Origin of the sequence: Spiribacter onubensis, assembly GCF_040838425.1 — a bacterium.
Classification (GTDB): domain Bacteria; phylum Pseudomonadota; class Gammaproteobacteria; order Nitrococcales; family Nitrococcaceae; genus Spiribacter; species Spiribacter onubensis.
On sequence record NZ_JBAKFI010000001.1, the window covers coordinates 622739 to 639289 of the forward strand.

A 16551-nucleotide genomic window follows, 5' to 3' on the forward strand; every position below is an offset into this window, starting at 1 on the left:
CGTATAATGACGGGTTTATCGATGGCAAACGGAGTCCGCCGCGAATGTCGCAGCGCATTGACCGACTGCATCAGGCCCTCGCCGAGCGCATTCTCCTGCTCGACTGCGCCATGGGCACGATGATCCAGTCGTACGAGCTGGCCGAACCTGATTTCCGCGGTGAGCGCTTCGCCGAGCACCCGAAGGATCTCAACGGCAACAATGACCTGCTGGTCCTCACCCGGCCGGAAATCATCGCCGAGATCCATCGCGAGAACCTGGCGGCGGGCGCCGACGTCGTCGAGACCAACACCTTCTCGGCGACTACCATCGCCCAGGCCGACTACGGCATGGAGCACCTGGCGCGGGAGATCAACGTCGAGGCCGCGCGCATCGCCCGCGAGGTCTGCGATGAATTCGAGGCCGAAGACCCCGGCCGCCCGCGCCTCGTCGCCGGCGCCATCGGCCCGACCAACCGCACGGCGTCCATCTCGCCGGACGTCAACGATCCGGGCAAGCGCAACGTCACGTTCGACGAGCTGGTCACCGCCTATCGCGAGGCCGCCGAAGGACTGCTCGAGGGCGGCGCGGACATCCTGCTCATCGAGACGATCTTCGACACGCTCAACGCCAAGGCGGCGATCTACGCGCTCGAACGGCTGTTCGAGGACCGCGGCGAGCGCTGGCCGGTAATGATCTCCGGGACCATCACCGACGCCTCCGGGCGAACGCTCTCGGGCCAGACCACCGAGGCGTTCTGGAACTCGGTGCGCCACGCCCGGCCCTTCACGGTGGGGCTGAACTGCGCGCTGGGCGCCGATCTGATGCGGCCTTTCGTCAAGGAGATCAGCCGGGTGGCGGACACCTACGTCACCGTCTACCCCAACGCCGGGCTGCCCAACGAATTCGGCGAATACGACCACTCCGCCGAATTCATGGCACAGATCATGAAGGAGTTCGCCGAGAGCGGCTTCGTGAACATCATCGGCGGCTGCTGCGGCACCACGCCCGAGCACATCCGGGCCCTGGCAGAGGCCGTGGCCGGCCTGCCTCCGCGGCCCATCCCCGAGCCCGAGCGGGCCATGCGGCTCTCGGGCCTGGAGCCCTGCAACATCGGCGAAGAAAGCCTCTTCGTGAACATCGGCGAGCGCACCAACGTCACCGGCTCGGCGCGCTTCAAGCGCCTGATCAAGGAGGGTGATTACGACACCGCCCTCGAGGTGGCCCGGGAACAGGTTGATGGCGGGGCGCAGATCATCGACGTCAACATGGACGAGGGCATGCTCGATGCCACCGAGGCCATGGAGAACTACCTCAAGCTGGTGGCCGCCGAACCCGACATCGCCCGGGTACCGGTCATGGTCGACTCGTCGAAGTGGGACGCGATGATCGCCGGGCTGAAGTGCATCCAGGGCAAGTCGGTGGTCAATTCCATCTCCCTGAAAGAGGGTGAGACGCCGTTTCTCGAGCAGGCCGCCGACCTCAAGCGCCACGGCGCCGCCGTCGTCGTCATGGCCTTCGATGAGCAGGGCCAGGCGGATACCTACGGGCGGCGCATCGAGATCTGCGAGCGCGCCTACCGCCTGCTCACCGAACGGGTCGACTATCCGGCCGAAGACATCATCTTCGACCCCAACATCTTCCCGGTCGCCACCGGCATCGCCGAGCACGATCGGTATGCGGTGGACTTCATCGCCGCCACCCGCTGGATCAAGGACAACCTCCCCTACGCCAAGGTCAGTGGCGGGCTGTCCAACCTGTCTTTCTCGTTCCGCGGCAACAACGCGGTGCGCGAGGCGATGCACTCGGTTTTCCTGTATCACGCGATCCGCAGCGGGCTCGACATGGCCATCGTCAACGCCGGCCAGCTCGAGGTCTATGACGACATCGACCCGGAGCTGCGCGATCACGTCGAGGATGTCGTCCTGGCCCGTCGCGAGGACGCCACCGAGCGGCTGCTGGATCTCGCCGAGCGCTACAAGGGCCAGGGCGGCAAGAAAAAGGAAGAGGATCTCGCCTGGCGCGAGCAGCCTGTCGCCAGGCGCCTCGAGCATGCCCTCGTGAAGGGCATCGCCGACTACACCGACGAGGACGTCGAGGAGGCCCGCCAGCAGTTCGAGCGCCCCATCGAGGTCATTGAAGGCCCGCTCATGGACGGCATGAACGTCGTCGGCGACCTGTTCGGCGAGGGCAAGATGTTCCTGCCCCAGGTGGTGAAATCCGCCCGCGTGATGAAAAAGGCCGTGGCCTATCTCCTGCCTTATATCGAGGAGGAGAAGGCGGCGAGCGGCAATACCGACGACGAACCCGCCGGTCGCATCCTGCTCGCCACGGTCAAGGGCGACGTCCACGACATCGGCAAGAACATCGTCGGCGTGGTCCTGCAGTGCAATAACTTCGAGGTCACCGACCTGGGCGTCATGGTGCCCGCCGAGCAGATCCTCGAGGCCGCCATCGAGCACAGGGCCGATGTCATCGGCCTGTCGGGTCTGATCACCCCATCGCTCGACGAGATGGTCAACGTGGCCAAGGAGATGCAGCGCCGGGGCATGGAAACCCCGCTGCTGATCGGTGGCGCCACCACCTCGCGGGTGCACACGGCGGTCAAGATCGATCCGCGCTACGACGGCGACGTGATCTACGTAAAGGACGCCTCACGGGCGGTGGGCGTGGCCAGCAACCTGGTCAGCGATACGCGTTATGAGGCGTTCGCCGCCGGGATCCGCAGCGAGTACGAGCGGGTGCGAAAGCAGCATGCCGGCCGCCAACGCCGCCAGAAATGGCTCGGCATCGAGGCCGCGCGCGAGAACCGCACCCCGGTGGACTGGAGCGGCTGGCGGCCCGTCCAGCCACAGCGGCCTGGCATTCATATCGTCGAGCCCGCCCTGGAGGAACTCGTCGAGTACATCGACTGGACGCCGTTCTTCCATGCCTGGGAGCTCGCCGGCTCCTATCCGAAAATCCTCGATGACGAGGTGGTCGGCGAGGAGGCGCGCAAGCTGCATGCCGACGCCCTGGAGATGCTCGATCAGCTCGTCGCCGAGCGCTGGCTCACCGCCCGCGGCGTCTACGGCCTGTTCCCGGCCAACGCCGTGGGGGATGACACGGAACTCTACACCGACGAGGACCGCCGCGAGGTGCTGACGACGCTGCACCATCTGCGCCAGCAGAACGAAAAGCCCGAGGGCCGGCCCAACCAGTCACTGGCCGACTTCGTGGCGCCTCGGGACAGCGGCCTGCCCGACTGGATGGGCGCCTTCGCGGTGACCACCGGTATCGGCATCGACGAGCCCGTGAGCCGCTTCGAGGCGGATAACGACGATTACAACTCGATCATGGTCAAGGCGCTGGCCGACCGCCTGGCCGAGGCGTTCGCGGAGATGCTCCACCAGCGCGTCCGCCGGGAATACTGGGGCTATCAGCCCGACGAGCAGCTCGACAACGCCGCGCTCATCGACGAGCAGTACAGCGGCATCCGGCCGGCACCGGGGTATCCGGCCTGCCCGGATCACACCGAAAAGGACCTGCTCTGGGCGCTGCTGGATGTCGAGGAGCGCATCGGCCTGCGCCTCACCGAGAGCCGGGCGATGTTCCCCACCGCCGCGGTATCGGGCTGGTATCTCGGCCATCCCGACAGCCGTTACTTCGGCATCGGTCGCATCTATCGCGACCAGGTCGAGGACTACGCCGAACGCAAGGGCCTGTCGGTCCGCGAGGTCGAGCGCTGGCTCGCCCCCAACCTTGGCTACGAACCCGACGACGACTGACTTGCATGACGGCGGCAGTCCGGCAGACTGACCACTCCACCCAAGGACAACCGAGGTAGACCATGACGGCAGTCACCCGCCCACTGGCCCCGATTGTGGCACTGCTGGCCCTGGCCCTGGCCTGCACCGCCGGCACGGCCATGGCCCAGTCGAACAGCACCGAGCCCGCGCTCCAGCCCCAGGGCGAGCGGCCGCAGGCGGAAATCCGCGCCCGCCACCAGAACTGGGTCGTGCGCTGTCAGCCCGCCCCGGCGGATGCCTTCGGCGCCGGCGAATTCTGCGAGATGTACCAGCAGGTGAGCGAACAGGAGACCGAGCAGACCGTGCTGGAGGTGGTGATCGGCTACCCCCAGGAGGCCAGTCAGCCGGTGGCGCTGTTCAACCTGCCGCTGGGCATGCGGCTGCCGCCGGGTGTGCGCCTGCAGGTCGATGACAACGAGCCGATCCAGTTCCCCGTCCAGCTCTGTCTGGGCAGCGGCTGCCGGGCCGATATCGAACTCGGCGAGGCGCTGATCGGTCAGATGCGTGCCGGTGCCGAGGCTGTGCTGACCATCGTCGATCCCCAGGGCCGCAACGTCGAGATTCCCATGTCGCTGCTCGGCTTCAGCGCGGCGCTGGATGACTTGCAGGCCAGCCAGCCATAGACCGGCCCCAACCCACCGACAAGGAGATCAGGAGCCGATATGGAACTCATCATCAACCCGGGCGATGGCGTCCAGCTCTCCGATGCGCTGCGTGACCACCTCCAGCACAAGCTCGAGCCCTTGGAGCGCAAGCACGGCGAGCGTCTGACGCGCATCGAGGCCCATTTCAAGGACGACAACGCGAACAAGGGCGGCCGCGACATCCACTGCCTGCTCGAGGCACACCCCCGTGGCATGGATCCCATCGTCGCCGAGGCCCTGGCCGAGGACGCCTACACCGCCTCGCATCAGGCCGCCGGCAAGCTCGACCGGGCGCTCGCCAACCAGTTCGGCAAGAACGACCGCAAGCGCCCGCACTGATCGACATCCAATGGTCATGAAGGCGGGGCAGACTGGCTGAATGTTGAGGGTACTCGCCGATGCCCTCGGCCTGATCGGATCCGGTCTGCTGCCCCGCCGTCAGGGGCTGCTGCGTAATGGGCCCCGGCGCTGGGCCGTCAACCTGGGCCTGGCGCTGATCCTGCCGTGGGTGCTGCTCTACTACTGGCTCGGCCTGTGGCTGGACGAACTGTTCTTCCGGGGCTATCGCCGGGTCGCGGTGCAGCAACCGGTCTTCATCCTCGGTGTGCCGCGCAGCGGCACCACGGCCCTGCATGAGGCGCTTGCCGAGGATCATCAGTTCACCACGCAGCGCACCTGGGAGTGCCTGCTCGCCCCGTCCATCACCCATCGCCATCTCTGGCGCGGACTCGCCCGCGCGGATCGCCGCCTGGGCCGCCCCCTGCGCCGGCTCGCCGGCTGGCTCAACCGCCGCTGGCTGGCGCCGCTCACCGATGCGCACCCGATGAGCCTGCATGCCCCGGAGGAGGACTATCTCAGCCTGCTACCGCAGCTCTCGGCCTTCATCCTCGTGGTGGCCTTCCCCGACAGCGACCGGCTCTGGCGGCTCGGCCGCGGCGACATCGCCCTTGCCGATGACGAGCGCAGACGCCTCATGGGCCAGTACCGTCGGGTCATTCAGCGGCATCTGTACTTTCACGGCACCGAGCGCACCTACCTGGCCAAGAACGCCAGCCATGCCACCCTCGCCGCCAGCCTGCTCGAGGCCTTTCCGGATGCCCGGGTCGTCGCCTGCCTGCGCGATCCAGCCGAGGTGGTCTCCTCACAGCTCTCCAGCCTCGGCCCGGGCCTGCGGGCACTGCACGGCCCGATCCATCAGGACGAGCTGACCCGGCGGATGCTCGCGCAACTGCAGTTCGGCTACCGCAACCTGCTCTCGGTGCTGCCGGCGCGGGCCGGCGATCGCTCGGTATTCCTGCCCCTCGGCGCACAGCGCCAGGGGCTGGCCGAGGCGATCCGCGAGGTCTATGCCCATCTGGGACTGCCGCTCGGCACCGCCTTCGCCGAACGACTCGATGCCCTGGACGCCCGGGCCCGGACCCATCGCTCCGGCCACCGGCACGATCTCGCCGATTATGGCCTCGACGACGAGCAGGTCGCCGCCGACTTCGCCGACATCCGGTCGGCCTTCGATTTTGCCGCCACCGTCGTCACCCCCGCGGGCCGACAGACGCCGCTTGCTCATCGACTGCGCGTGGTGGTGGTCTCCGACGCCGCACCCCAGCGCAATGGCGTGGGCACCTACTACAGCGACCTGGTGGCCCACCTCGACACCCGGGTCGCCGCCATCCGACTGATCGCCAACGGCAGCGAAGGCGCATCAATTCCGCACTGGCACGAAACCGCGCTGCCCGGCGATGCCACCCAGCGCATCGCCCTGCCCTCGCCGGGTGCGCTCCGCCGGATCATTGCGGACGCCGCCCCGGAGGTGATCATCGTCGCCACGCCCGGACCCTATGGCGTACTCGCCGGACTCATGGCCCGGCGCCTGGGGGCGCGACTGATCTTCGGCCTGCATACCGACTACGAGGCCCTGGCCGGACTTTACTGGGGGCGCCTGCGCGGCGCCCTCAACCGCCTGGCGATGCGCGGCATCAACCGTATCCTCTTCCGCCGCGCCGGTGTGGTGGTCAGCAACTCCGCCCACATGCACCAGCTCGCCCGGGAAAAGGGCGCCCATCATGCGATCCGGGTGAACACCCCCATCCCCCGGGACTTCCTCGAAGCGCCTCTGGCGCCACTGCAGATACCCCCCCGGCGGGTCCTCTTCGTCGGCCGCCTGGCGGCGGAAAAGCGCGTGGAATCCGTCATCGAGGCCGCCGAGTCCCAACCCGGACTCGACTTCCGCATCGCCGGGGATGGCCCGTTGCGCGGCGAGGTGGAGGCCGCCGCCGCGCGGCTCGGGAACCTGGAGTATGTCGGCTGGCTCGACCGCGGTCGCCTGCTCGGCATGCTCGATGACAGCGACCTGCTGGTGCTGCCCTCGCAGGTCGAGGCGTTTGGTACGGTGGCACTGGAGGCCATGGTGCGTGGCCGACTGACGCTGGTCTCGCCCGGCTGCGGGATCACCGACTGGCCGGAGCTCGCCGATGGCCTGCTGGTCATGGATGGCCGACAGACCGTCGCGACGGCACTGGGCGAGGTCCTCGCCCGGTCGCCTGATGAACTCGAGGCCCGTGCGCGGGCCGCCCGCGCGTGCAGCGCGCGGATGGCGCGCCAGTGCATCGATGAGTGGATGGCGCTCATCCAGCCATGAGTCGAGCCGCCGTTCACCTGAGTATCCACGATGTCATGCCGGACACGCTCCCGCAGGTCGAGGCACTCATCGAACTGTGTCATGACTGCGGCTGGCCGCCACCCGTGCTGCTGGTGGTGCCCGGCGCGGGCTGGGATCACGATGGTATCGAGACGCTGCGGCGCTGGCAGGACGATGGCCATGAGCTGGCGGGCCATGGCTGGCGGCATCGCATCACCCGCTATGGCGGCCTCTGGCACCGGCTGCATGGGGCATTCATCTCGCGCGACGTCGCGGAGCACCTGGCGCTGGACGCCGAGGGCATCCTCACGCTCATGCGCGATTGCCATGACTGGTTCGGGGCGCGGGGACTGGCGTCGCCGACGCTCTATGTGCCGCCCGCGTGGGCGCTCGGCGCCGTTCCCCGAGCCCGGCTCGACGAGCAGCCGTTTGACTCCATCGAGACGATGCGGGGGATCTACTCGGTGACCAGCGGGCGCTGGCGCTATCGGGCATTACTCGGCTACGAGGCGGGTAACGGGCTGCAGTATCGGGCGCTGCAGGTCAGCAACGCCGTCAACCGGGCCCGCGCCCCGCGGGCGGGAGTGCGCATCGGGTTGCATCCCCGGGATGCGCAGCTCCCGCTGGCGGGAGCGATGCGACGGGATCTGGTGCGGTTCAGCCCGCGTCCGCCAGCAGGCGGTTCACCTCGTCCCAGTTGACCACGTCCCAGAACGCCTCGACGTAGTCCGGACGGCGGTTCTGGTAACGCAGGTAGTAGGCATGCTCCCAGACGTCGATGCCCAGGACCGGCGTGCCACGCTCCTCGGCGACATCCATGATGGGGTTGTCCTGATTGGGCGTGGAGGTGACCTTGAGCCCCTCCGGCGTGTGGATCAGCCAGGCCCAGCCGGAACCGAAGCGACCCAGCGCCGCGTTGGTGAAGGTCTCGCGGAAGCTGTCGAAGGAGCCGAAGGCCTCGTTGATGGCATCCGCCACGGCGCCGTCCGGCGCACCGCCGCCGTCGGGCGAGAGCATCTTCCAGAACAGCGAGTGGTTATAGTGGCCTCCGCCGTTGTTGCGCACGCCGACCGGCAGCGCGGAGATACCCGTGAGCAGCTCCTCCAGCGGCTTGCCCTCGAGGTCGGTGCCGTTCACCGCATCATTCAGCTTGGTGACGTAGGTGTTGTGATGCTTGGTGTGGTGGATCTCCATTGTGCGGGCATCAATGGAGCGGTCCAGGGCATCATAGTCGTAGGACAAATCCGGTAGCGTGAAGGCCATGAGGGTCTCCTTTGCTGGTTTTCGGTGACAGAAAAAGGCTCGATTCAACGGGGCAAACCGTACCCTTTCAGTCCGGTTTTGGCCATAGCGGACTGGCCAATCGCCGCCCTCATCAGCAATACTTCGCGCAGTAATGAATTCATATCGACCGGAGTCGCCGATGACCGTCCGCAAAGCCCTGCCCATACTCGCCGCCAGCCTCGCCCTGTCCGCCTGCGGCATGATGCCGGGCAACAGCGTCACCGCCATTGAGGAATCCGCCGAGGAAGCGGCCGACGCCGGCACGGCGCTGACCGAGTCGCTGAGCTCACCGTCGCTGATCGTGAGCACGGAGCCACCGGGCAACGACTACCTCAGCCTCGGGCAGTTCACGCGCTACAGCCGCGCCGACTGCGACATCCCCTCCGGCCGCCACGGCGCCGTTGAGGAGACCATCCGCAAACTCCGCGACGAGGCGGTGAAGCGCGACGCCGACTATCTCTACATCCTCGGCACGGGTGATGTCTTCGAGCGGGGCATGTGCGACGAGCGGATGTTCCAGCTCACCGGCAAGGCCTTTGCCGAGCGGATGCCCGCCAGCAGCGGCGACGGTGCGGGCGGCGGCAGTGCGGGGGCATCCGCCGACTCGCTCACCGCGCGGCTCGAGGAGCTCGATGCGCTCCTGGAGCGCGGCCTGATCAATCAGTCCGAGTATGATCAGCTCCGTCAGCAGGTCCTCGACGAGGCCTACTGAAGGCGGCGACGATGAGTGACAGCCTTCGCGATCAACTGCTCAAGGCGGGGCTCGTCGACGAACAGTCGGTGAAGAAGACCCGCAGCAGCAAGCGCAAGAAACGCCGCCGTGGCGAGGCCGACGCCGAGCAGAGCGCGGCCAGCGAGGCGGCCGCCCGGCGCGAGGCGGACCGGCGGGCGAGGGACCGCACGCTCAATGCCCGGCGCCAGGAGGAGCGCCGGCAGGAGGCCGACGAGAAGGCGGCGCGGCAGATGGTGATCGACAATGAGATCGCCCACGACGGCGAGGAGCGCTTCCAGTTCAGCCACAATGGCCGCATCCGCCCCATTCACGTCAGCGCCGCCCAGCGCCGGGAGCTGGCCAGTGGCGCGCTCGCCATCGCCCGCACGCGCGGGCGTTACCGGCTCATCCCCGGGGACATCGTCGAGAAGGTGCGCAGCCGGGCGCCGTTTCTCATCGCCTGGACCGCCGCGGACAGCGATTCAGGGGACGAGGACGACGCCTACGCCGATCATCCCGTGCCCGACGATCTCATGTGGTAGAGCACAAAGGCGTAGCGGTAGGCGACCTCCTCCAGGAACTGGAACCGTCCGCCCGGGCCACCATGCCCGGCGCTCATGTTGGTGTGCAGCAGCACCGTCCCCGGCGGCTCCCCCTCGCTGCGCAGGCGTGCCACCCACTTGGCCGGCTCCCAGTAGGTCACCCGCGGATCAGAGACGCCGGCGGTGACCAGCAGATGCGGGTACGGCCGTGGCGCCACGTTGTCATAGGGCGAGTAGGCGGCGATCTCCGCATAGGCCTTGGGGTCCTCGATGGGGTTCCCCCACTCCGGCCACTCCGGTGGTGTCAGCGGCAGATCCGGATCGAGCATGGTGTTGAGCACATCCACGAACGGCACATCCGCCACCGCGGCCCCGAAGAGCTCCGGGCGCTGGTTGAGCACGGCGCCGACCAGCATCCCGCCGGCGCTGCCGCCGTGGGCGGCCATTCGTCCGGCACCGGTATAACCCGCCTCGATGAGCGTCTCGGCACATGCGATGTAATCGCTGAAGGTATTGCGCTTCGCCGCCTGTCGTCCCTCGCGGTACCAACGATAACCCCGCTCGCGGCCGCCACGGACATGGGCGATGGCATAGACAAAGCCCCGGTCCACCAGCGATAGCCGGTTGGGGCTGAATCCGGGCAGCTCGCTGATGCCATAGGCCCCGTAGCCGTAGAGCAGCAGCGGCGTATCGGCATCGGGTGCCACGTCGCGGTGGTGGAACAGGGAGATCGGTACCGACTCCCCGTCCGGCGCCGTCGCCATCAGACGCCGCGTGACATAGGCCTCGGGGTCGTGGCCGGATGGGACCTCCTGGGTCTTGCGCAGCGTCCGCTCGCGACGGCGCATGTCGTAGTCGAACACCTGAGCAGGCCGGGCGAACCCGCTCATGGCAAAGCGCAGCGTATCGGTGTCGTACTCAAGCCCGGGCATCACACCCACCTCGATACAGGGGTCGGGCTGTTCGATGACATGCTCCTCGCCCGTCGCCAGCTCGCGGATGACGATGCGCGACTCGGCATCCTCCAGCTCCTGGCGGACCAGCCAGTCGGCGAACACCAGCATCCCCTCGATGAGCCGGCCCGGACGATGGGCAACCAGCGGCACCCAGGCATCGCGCCCAGTGGCGCCGATCGACGCGCGGGCAATGCAGAAATCCTCCGCGCCACCGGCGTTGGTGAGGATGAACCAGTCATCGCCATGGTCACTCACCGAGTACTCCACATCCCGCTCGCGCCCGGCGATGAGCCGCGGCTCGGCGGTCGGATCGTCGGCCGGCAGCCAGCGCACCTCCGAGGTGGTGTGGTCGTGGCTGTCGATCAACAGATAGCGCCCGCTCTCCGTGCGATCCACGCCGAGGAAGAAGCCGGGATCCCGCTCGGTATAGACCAGCTCATCCGACTCGGCCGGCATGCCCACCCGATGGCGATAGACCCAGCGGGGCCGATGCTCGTCATCGATCACGGTGTAGAGAAAGCTCTCGCCGTCACTGGCCCAGGCCATGTCCCCCCGCGCGGGATGGATGACCTCGTCCAGATCATCGCCGGTGGCAAGGTCGCGGACCCGGATGCTGAACGACTCCGCGCCGGCACGGTCACTGGCCCAGGCGAGATAGCGGTGATCGGGGCTGTGGGCCGCGCCGCCCAGGCGAAAGTACTCGGTGCCCTCCGCCTCGCGGTCGCCGTCGAACAACACCTCCTCGTCCCCGCCATCGCGGGGCCGCCGGCAGAGCAGCGCATGCTGCCCACCCTCGCGATAGCGCGAGTAGTAGGCCCAGGGGCCCTCCGGCGCCGGGACACTGCTGTCATCCTCGCGGATGCGCCCGCGCAGCTCGGTCACCAGCGTCTGGCGCAGCGGCTCCAGGGGGTCCATCACCGACTGGGCATAACGGTTCTCGGCCTCGAGGTAGTCGCGGATGGCTGGATCCAGACGCTCGGGGTCCACCATGGCATCACGCCAGTGGGCGTCACGCAGCCATGCGTAGGGGTCGGTGCGCGTGACACCATGTCGGGTGTCGGTTATCGGCCGGCGCATGGCAAGCGGCGGCCGGATCGCGCCGGATCCCGGTCGATCGGTCATGCACGTCACTCCCTGGGTTAAACGGGCCGGGCCTGTCGCTCGGCCCGCAGGGCCAGCGAGGCATGCACGGCCACGGTGGTCAGAATGAGCGCACCGCCGGCCAGCGTCAGGCTCGGCACGGCCTCGCCGAGGACCCACCAGACCCAGATCGGGCCGAGGATGGTCTCGATGAGCAGGCAGAGGCTGACCTCCGGCGCGGGCAGATAGCGCGTGGCAACGGTGAGCAGCACGGTGGCGAGCGGCATCTGCAGAACGCCCATGACGCCGATCACCGCGTAGCTCGACAGCGAGAGACTGAACGGATCGGCGAACGGGATGGCCATGGCGCCGGCGATCGCCCCGCTCACGCAGACCAGCGGCAGGCGCGGGACCGCCGGGAAGCGGCGCAGGATCGTCAGTTGCGCGCCGACCATCAACGCGAGCAGCAGCGCCAGGCTGTCGCCCAGCACCGATCCGCCCTGCAGCCCGCCCCCGAACACCACCACCACGCCGATGACGGCGAGCGCGATCGCCGCCCAGGTCCGCAGGGGCACGCGTTCATGCAGGAAGATGCGGGAGAACAGCGCCGCGAAGAACGGTGACGCGGCCAGGATCACCACGGTGTTGGCCACCGCCGTGTAGGTCACCGAGAGTACGAACAGCGTCGTATTGCCCGAGAGGAGCACCACCGAGACCGCGATGAGCCAGCGCTCACGCCGGCCCGCGGGCAAGCGCAGGCGATTGCCCGTGACCAGCATCCACGCCCCGAGGGACAAGCAGATCAGCCACCCGCGCCAGAACACCACATCCCAGTGCGGCGCATCGGCGAGCCGCACCATGAGCGCATCGAAGCTGATCAGCAGCACCGCGCCCAGCGCAATCGCCAGGCCCCGGCCATGTGCCGCGGGTCCGCTCAGCCCAATCTGGTCCGGCGTTGCCACCAAGCGCGCATCTCCTTGAAAAGATCGATAACAGAGCCTATCCGCCAAGGCCATCAATGGCCAGCCGAACACGTTTGTTCGGCACAAACCGGACGTTTACACTACGCGGTCACACATAATCGACTCAGAGGTCTACATGCAGATCGAAAAGAACGCGGTGGTTGCCATCGACTACACCCTGCGCGACACCGAGGGCGAGATCCTGGACGCGTCGCCGGAAGGCCAGCCACTGCAGTACCTGCATGGCTCGGGCAACATCATCCCCGGCCTCGAGAAGGCCCTGGAGGGCAAGACCACCGGGGACGACCTGGACGTGAGCATCCCGCCGGAGGAGGCCTACGGCGAGCGTGACGATCGCCTGCAGCAGGATGTCCCGCGCAGCATGTTCGAGGGCGTCGATAACGTCGAGGCCGGCATGCGCTTTCAGGCCCAGACCCAGTCCGGCACCCAGGTGGTGACCGTGGCCGCCGTCAGCGGTGACAGCGTCACAGTGGACGCCAACCATCCGCTCGCCGGCCAGACGCTGAACTTCAATGTCAAGGTCTCCGATGTCCGCGAGGCCTCGGATGAGGAAATCGAACACGGGCACGTGCACGAGTAGACTCAACCGACAGCAGGGGACGACAACGTGATCGAGATCGAGCGGATTTCCCGGGCATTCGGTGGCCTGCAGGCAGTCCGTGAGGTCTCTTTCACGGTGGCCGAGGGCAGCATCACCGGGCTGATCGGCCCGAACGGCGCCGGCAAGTCGACGCTGTTCAGCATCGTCGCGGGCGCCCTTGCCCCCGACAGCGGCCGCATCCGGCTGCAGGGCGAGGACATTACCGGCCTGCCCACCCACGAGCTCTTCCACAAAGGGCTGGTGAGGACGTTCCAGATCCCGCACGAGTTCTCGCGCATGACCGTGCGCGAGAACCTCATGGTCGTCCCCGCCCGCCAGGCGGGCGAGAATCTGCTGCGAAGCTGGCTGCAATGGTGGAAGGTGGTCCGCGAGGACCGCGCCATCCTCCGCCAGGCCGACGAAGTGCTGGAATTCCTCGAGATCAGCCACCTGCGCGACGAGCTTGCCGGCAATCTCTCCGGCGGCCAGAAGAAACTCCTGGATCTCGGCCGGACCATGATGACCGATGCCAGGGCGGTGCTGCTCGACGAGCCCGGTGCCGGCGTCAACCGCACCCTGCTCGGCAAGCTCGCCGAGGCCATCGAGCGGCTCAACCGCGAGCGCGGCTATACCTTCTGCGTCATCGAACACGACATGGATCTCATCGCCCGGCTCTGTGACCCGGTCATGGTCATGGCCAACGGCGAGCTGATCGCCCAGGGCGACATGGCCACGCTGCGTGCCAATCCGGAGGTGCGCGAGGCCTATCTGGGCACCGGCATCAGTGGCGGGACGGGAGCGGCCTGAAGCATGAGCCTTCTGCAAGCAAACGGGCTCTACGCCGGCTACGGCGGCGTGGACATCCTCCGCGGCACCCACCTGCGGGTGGAGGCCGATGAAATCGTGGTCATCGTCGGCCCCAACGGGGCGGGCAAGTCCACGGCCATGAAGGCCGTGTTCGGCCTGGTGCCCATCCGCGAGGGGCGCGTGGAGTACATGGGCGAAGACATCACCAACCGTCCGCCGGAGCGCATGGTCACCCGCGGCATCGCCTACGTCCCGCAGGAATCCAATGTATTTCCGTCACTGACCGTGCTGGAGAACCTCGAACTCGGCGCCTATGCGCTCAGTGGCGATCATCGCCCGCGCATGGAGAAGATCTTCGAGATCTTCCCGCGCCTGAAGGAGCGTCGTAACCAGCAGGCGGGCGTGATGTCCGGTGGTGAGCGCCAGATGGTGGCCATGGGCCGGGCGCTCATGGTCGACCCGCACCTGCTCATGCTCGATGAGCCGACCGCGGGGCTCTCGCCAAGGCTCATCGACGAGACCTTCGAGCGCATCAAGGGCATCAACCAGCTCGGCATCGGCGTGCTCATGGTCGAGCAGAACGCCCGCCAGGCGCTGGCCGCCGCCGATCGCGGCTATGTGCTCGCCACCGGCGAGAACCGTTATGAAGACACCGGCCCCGCCCTCCTCGCCAACCCCGAGGTGGCGGAAATGTTCCTGGGCGGCTGACAGGCAATGATCGAGTTCATCCAGCTTCTCATCAACGGCATCCTGCTCGGCAGTATTCTCGCGCTGGGCGCCGTCGGGGCGACCATGATCTTCGGCGTGCTGCGCTTCGCGCATTTCGCCCATGGGGATCTGATGGCCATCGGCGCGTACTTCGCCCTGACCGTGGTGACCGTGTTCAACCTGCCGGTACTGGCCGCCCTGCCCGTCGCCATGCTCCTCACCGCGGGGCTTGCCGTGGGCATCGACCAGGTGGTCTACCGCCGCATCCGACGGGTACAACCGGTGATCCTGCTGATCGCCTCTTTCGCCACCGCCCTGGTGCTGCGCTCATTCATCCAGATGGTCTGGGGTAGCAGCAACCAGGTCTACGAGACCGGTATCCAGCTCCCCTGGCGCATCGGGCCGCTCACGCTCAAGCCCGACCATCTGCTGATCTTCCTGGCGGCGACGGTGCTCGTCATCGGCGTCCATCTGTTCCTCACCCGCACGAAGATGGGTAAGGCCATGCGGGCGATGAGCGATAACATGAACCTGGCGCTGGTCACCGGCATCCCGGCCGATCGCGTGATCATGTGGACCTGGGTGATCGGTGGCGCGCTCGCCGCCGCGGCCGGCGTTTTCCTCGGCATGGATACGCGGCTGCATCCGGTGATGGGCTGGACCCTGCTACTGCCGATCTTCGCCGCCACGATACTGGGCGGTATCGGCCGGCCCTACGGGGCCATCCTCGGCGGGCTGGTGATCGGCTGCGCGATGGAGCTCTCCACGCTCATCATCCCGGGTTCGTACAAACCCGCGGTGGCCTTCGCAATCATGGTGGTCACGCTGATCTTCCGGCCACAGGGCATCATCAAGGGGTCGGTGTAATGGAACTTGCCGGACTGGGCGCCTACGCCCTCTTCTTCCTCAACCTGGTGGGCATCTACGCCATCATGGCGCTGGGGCTGAACATGCAATGGGGCATGACCGGGCAGTTCAACATCGGCATCGCGGGGTTCTTCGCCGTCGGCGCCTACACCACGGCCATCCTCACCACCGGCCCATCGGATAACTGGCTGGGCGGACTCAACCTGCCCTTCCTGCTGGGGCTTGTGGGATCGGTCATCGTCTGTCTGCCCATTGCCTGGGCCGTGGGGCGCATCACCGCACGACTGCGCACCGATTACCTCGCCATCGCCACCATCGGTATTGCCGAGATCATCCGGCTGTTCTTCCTCAATGAGGGCTGGCTCAGCAACGGCACCCGCGGCATTCCGGGCATCGAGAAGCCCTTCGGGCTCGGCAATGGCGGTTATCTGATCGTGGTGGCCGCCTTCGTGGGCCTGACCTGGCTGGCGGTGGAAATCGCCCGGCGCTCGCCCTGGGGCCGGGTGCTGCGGGCCATCCGCGACAACGAACCCGCCACCGCGGCGGCCGGCAAGGACATCGCGCGTTTCCGGCTGCAGGCCTTCGTGGTGGGATCCTGCATCATGGCGCTGGGCGGCGGGCTCTATGCCCACTTCGTCGGCTTTGTCAGCCCCGAGGCCTTCCGCCCGCTCTATGGCACCTTCCTGGTCTGGGTCATGCTGATCGCCGGCGGCAGCGGCAACAATCTCGGCGCCATGCTCGGCGCCCTGGTGGTCTGGCTGATCTGGTCGTCCACCGAGATGCTCGCCGGTCTGGTACCCACGGCGCTGATCGGTAGCGAGAGCGCGTTCCGCGTGTTCCTCATCGGTATCCTGCTGCAGATCATCCTGGTCAGCCGCCCGCAGGGTCTGCTGCCCGAGAAGCGGCCACCGATGCCGGGAGAGCATCGGCGTTGAATGGGAACAACCCAATCTGATTGACCAACTTGACTAACTTAGGGAAGATTG

At 67.4% G+C, this 16551-nt stretch carries 15 protein-coding genes; 12 read left to right on the forward strand and 3 right to left on the reverse strand.

Annotated features, from left to right (window positions below):
* Nucleotides 1-44 precede the first annotated feature (44 nt).
* From metH to V6X63_RS03075, 5 genes are all read left to right on the forward strand, one after another.
* A complete protein-coding gene (gene metH, locus V6X63_RS03055) occupies nucleotides 45-3746 on the forward strand; it encodes a methionine synthase (RefSeq protein ID WP_367978065.1) in 3702 nt (1233 codons plus the stop codon).
* A gap of 62 nt (nucleotides 3747-3808) precedes the next feature.
* Nucleotides 3809-4390: an invasion associated locus B family protein gene (locus tag V6X63_RS03060; RefSeq protein WP_367978066.1), complete on the forward strand. Its 582-nt coding sequence runs from the start codon at nucleotides 3809-3811 to the stop codon at nucleotides 4388-4390.
* Nucleotides 4391-4429: 39 nt separating this feature from the next.
* Nucleotides 4430-4750, forward strand: coding sequence for an HPF/RaiA family ribosome-associated protein (locus V6X63_RS03065; protein ID WP_367978067.1), 321 nt, complete (start codon nucleotides 4430-4432; stop codon nucleotides 4748-4750).
* 40 nt (nucleotides 4751-4790) lie between these two features.
* Nucleotides 4791-7046: a sulfotransferase gene (locus V6X63_RS03070; RefSeq protein ID WP_367978068.1), complete on the forward strand. Its 2256-nt coding sequence runs from the start codon at nucleotides 4791-4793 to the stop codon at nucleotides 7044-7046.
* The gene (locus V6X63_RS03075; protein ID WP_367967114.1) at nucleotides 7043-7747 is read left to right on the forward strand and encodes a polysaccharide deacetylase family protein; all 705 of its coding nucleotides are present in this window, start codon (nucleotides 7043-7045) and stop codon (nucleotides 7745-7747) included. The genes V6X63_RS03070 and V6X63_RS03075 overlap by 4 nt, the downstream gene beginning before the upstream one ends.
* Here V6X63_RS03075 and V6X63_RS03080 read toward each other — a convergent pair.
* Nucleotides 7704-8309, reverse strand: coding sequence for a superoxide dismutase (locus V6X63_RS03080; RefSeq protein WP_367978069.1), 606 nt, complete (start codon nucleotides 8307-8309; stop codon nucleotides 7704-7706). The two genes, V6X63_RS03075 and V6X63_RS03080, sit on opposite strands and share 44 nt — an antisense overlap.
* 160 nt (nucleotides 8310-8469) lie before the next feature.
* On the opposite strand from V6X63_RS03080, the gene V6X63_RS03085 reads away from it, so the two are divergent.
* Together V6X63_RS03085 and V6X63_RS03090 are read left to right on the forward strand one after the other, a co-directional pair.
* Nucleotides 8470-9042 carry an SHOCT domain-containing protein gene (locus V6X63_RS03085; protein WP_367967116.1) on the forward strand — a complete coding sequence of 191 codons (573 nt, stop codon included), beginning with the start codon at nucleotides 8470-8472 and terminating at the stop codon, nucleotides 9040-9042.
* Between the two features lie 11 nt (nucleotides 9043-9053).
* Nucleotides 9054-9584, forward strand: a complete 531-nt coding sequence (locus V6X63_RS03090; RefSeq protein WP_367967117.1) for a DUF2058 domain-containing protein — start codon at nucleotides 9054-9056, stop codon at nucleotides 9582-9584.
* On the opposite strand, the gene V6X63_RS03095 is transcribed toward V6X63_RS03090, so the two are convergent.
* Both V6X63_RS03095 and V6X63_RS03100 read right to left on the reverse strand, forming a co-directional pair.
* Nucleotides 9554-11662, reverse strand: a complete 2109-nt coding sequence (locus tag V6X63_RS03095) for a S9 family peptidase (RefSeq protein ID WP_367978070.1) — start codon at nucleotides 11660-11662, stop codon at nucleotides 9554-9556. The two genes, V6X63_RS03090 and V6X63_RS03095, sit on opposite strands and share 31 nt — an antisense overlap.
* A gap of 17 nt (nucleotides 11663-11679) precedes the next feature.
* Nucleotides 11680-12582: a DMT family transporter gene (locus tag V6X63_RS03100; protein WP_367978071.1), complete on the reverse strand. Its 903-nt coding sequence runs from the start codon at nucleotides 12580-12582 to the stop codon at nucleotides 11680-11682.
* A gap of 136 nt (nucleotides 12583-12718) precedes the next feature.
* Between V6X63_RS03100 and V6X63_RS03105 the strand changes: the two genes are divergently transcribed.
* The 5 genes from V6X63_RS03105 to V6X63_RS03125 are packed head-to-tail and all read left to right on the forward strand — an operon-like array spanning nucleotide 12719 to nucleotide 16500.
* A complete protein-coding gene (locus V6X63_RS03105; protein WP_367978072.1) occupies nucleotides 12719-13183 on the forward strand; it encodes an FKBP-type peptidyl-prolyl cis-trans isomerase in 465 nt (154 codons plus the stop codon).
* Between the two features lie 27 nt (nucleotides 13184-13210).
* Entirely contained in the window at nucleotides 13211-13990 is a 780-nt protein-coding gene (locus V6X63_RS03110) for an ABC transporter ATP-binding protein (protein WP_367978073.1), read from the forward strand.
* A 3-nt stretch (nucleotides 13991-13993) separates the two neighbouring features.
* On the forward strand, nucleotides 13994-14698 hold the full coding sequence (locus tag V6X63_RS03115; protein WP_367978074.1) for an ABC transporter ATP-binding protein: 705 nt from the start codon (nucleotides 13994-13996) through the stop codon (nucleotides 14696-14698).
* 6 nt (nucleotides 14699-14704) lie between these two features.
* Nucleotides 14705-15565, forward strand: coding sequence for a branched-chain amino acid ABC transporter permease (locus V6X63_RS03120; RefSeq protein WP_367978075.1), 861 nt, complete (start codon nucleotides 14705-14707; stop codon nucleotides 15563-15565).
* Nucleotides 15565-16500: a branched-chain amino acid ABC transporter permease gene (locus V6X63_RS03125; protein ID WP_367978076.1), complete on the forward strand. Its 936-nt coding sequence runs from the start codon at nucleotides 15565-15567 to the stop codon at nucleotides 16498-16500. Before V6X63_RS03120 ends, V6X63_RS03125 begins: the two co-directional genes overlap by 1 nt.
* The last annotated feature ends 51 nt before the right edge of the window (nucleotides 16501-16551 follow it).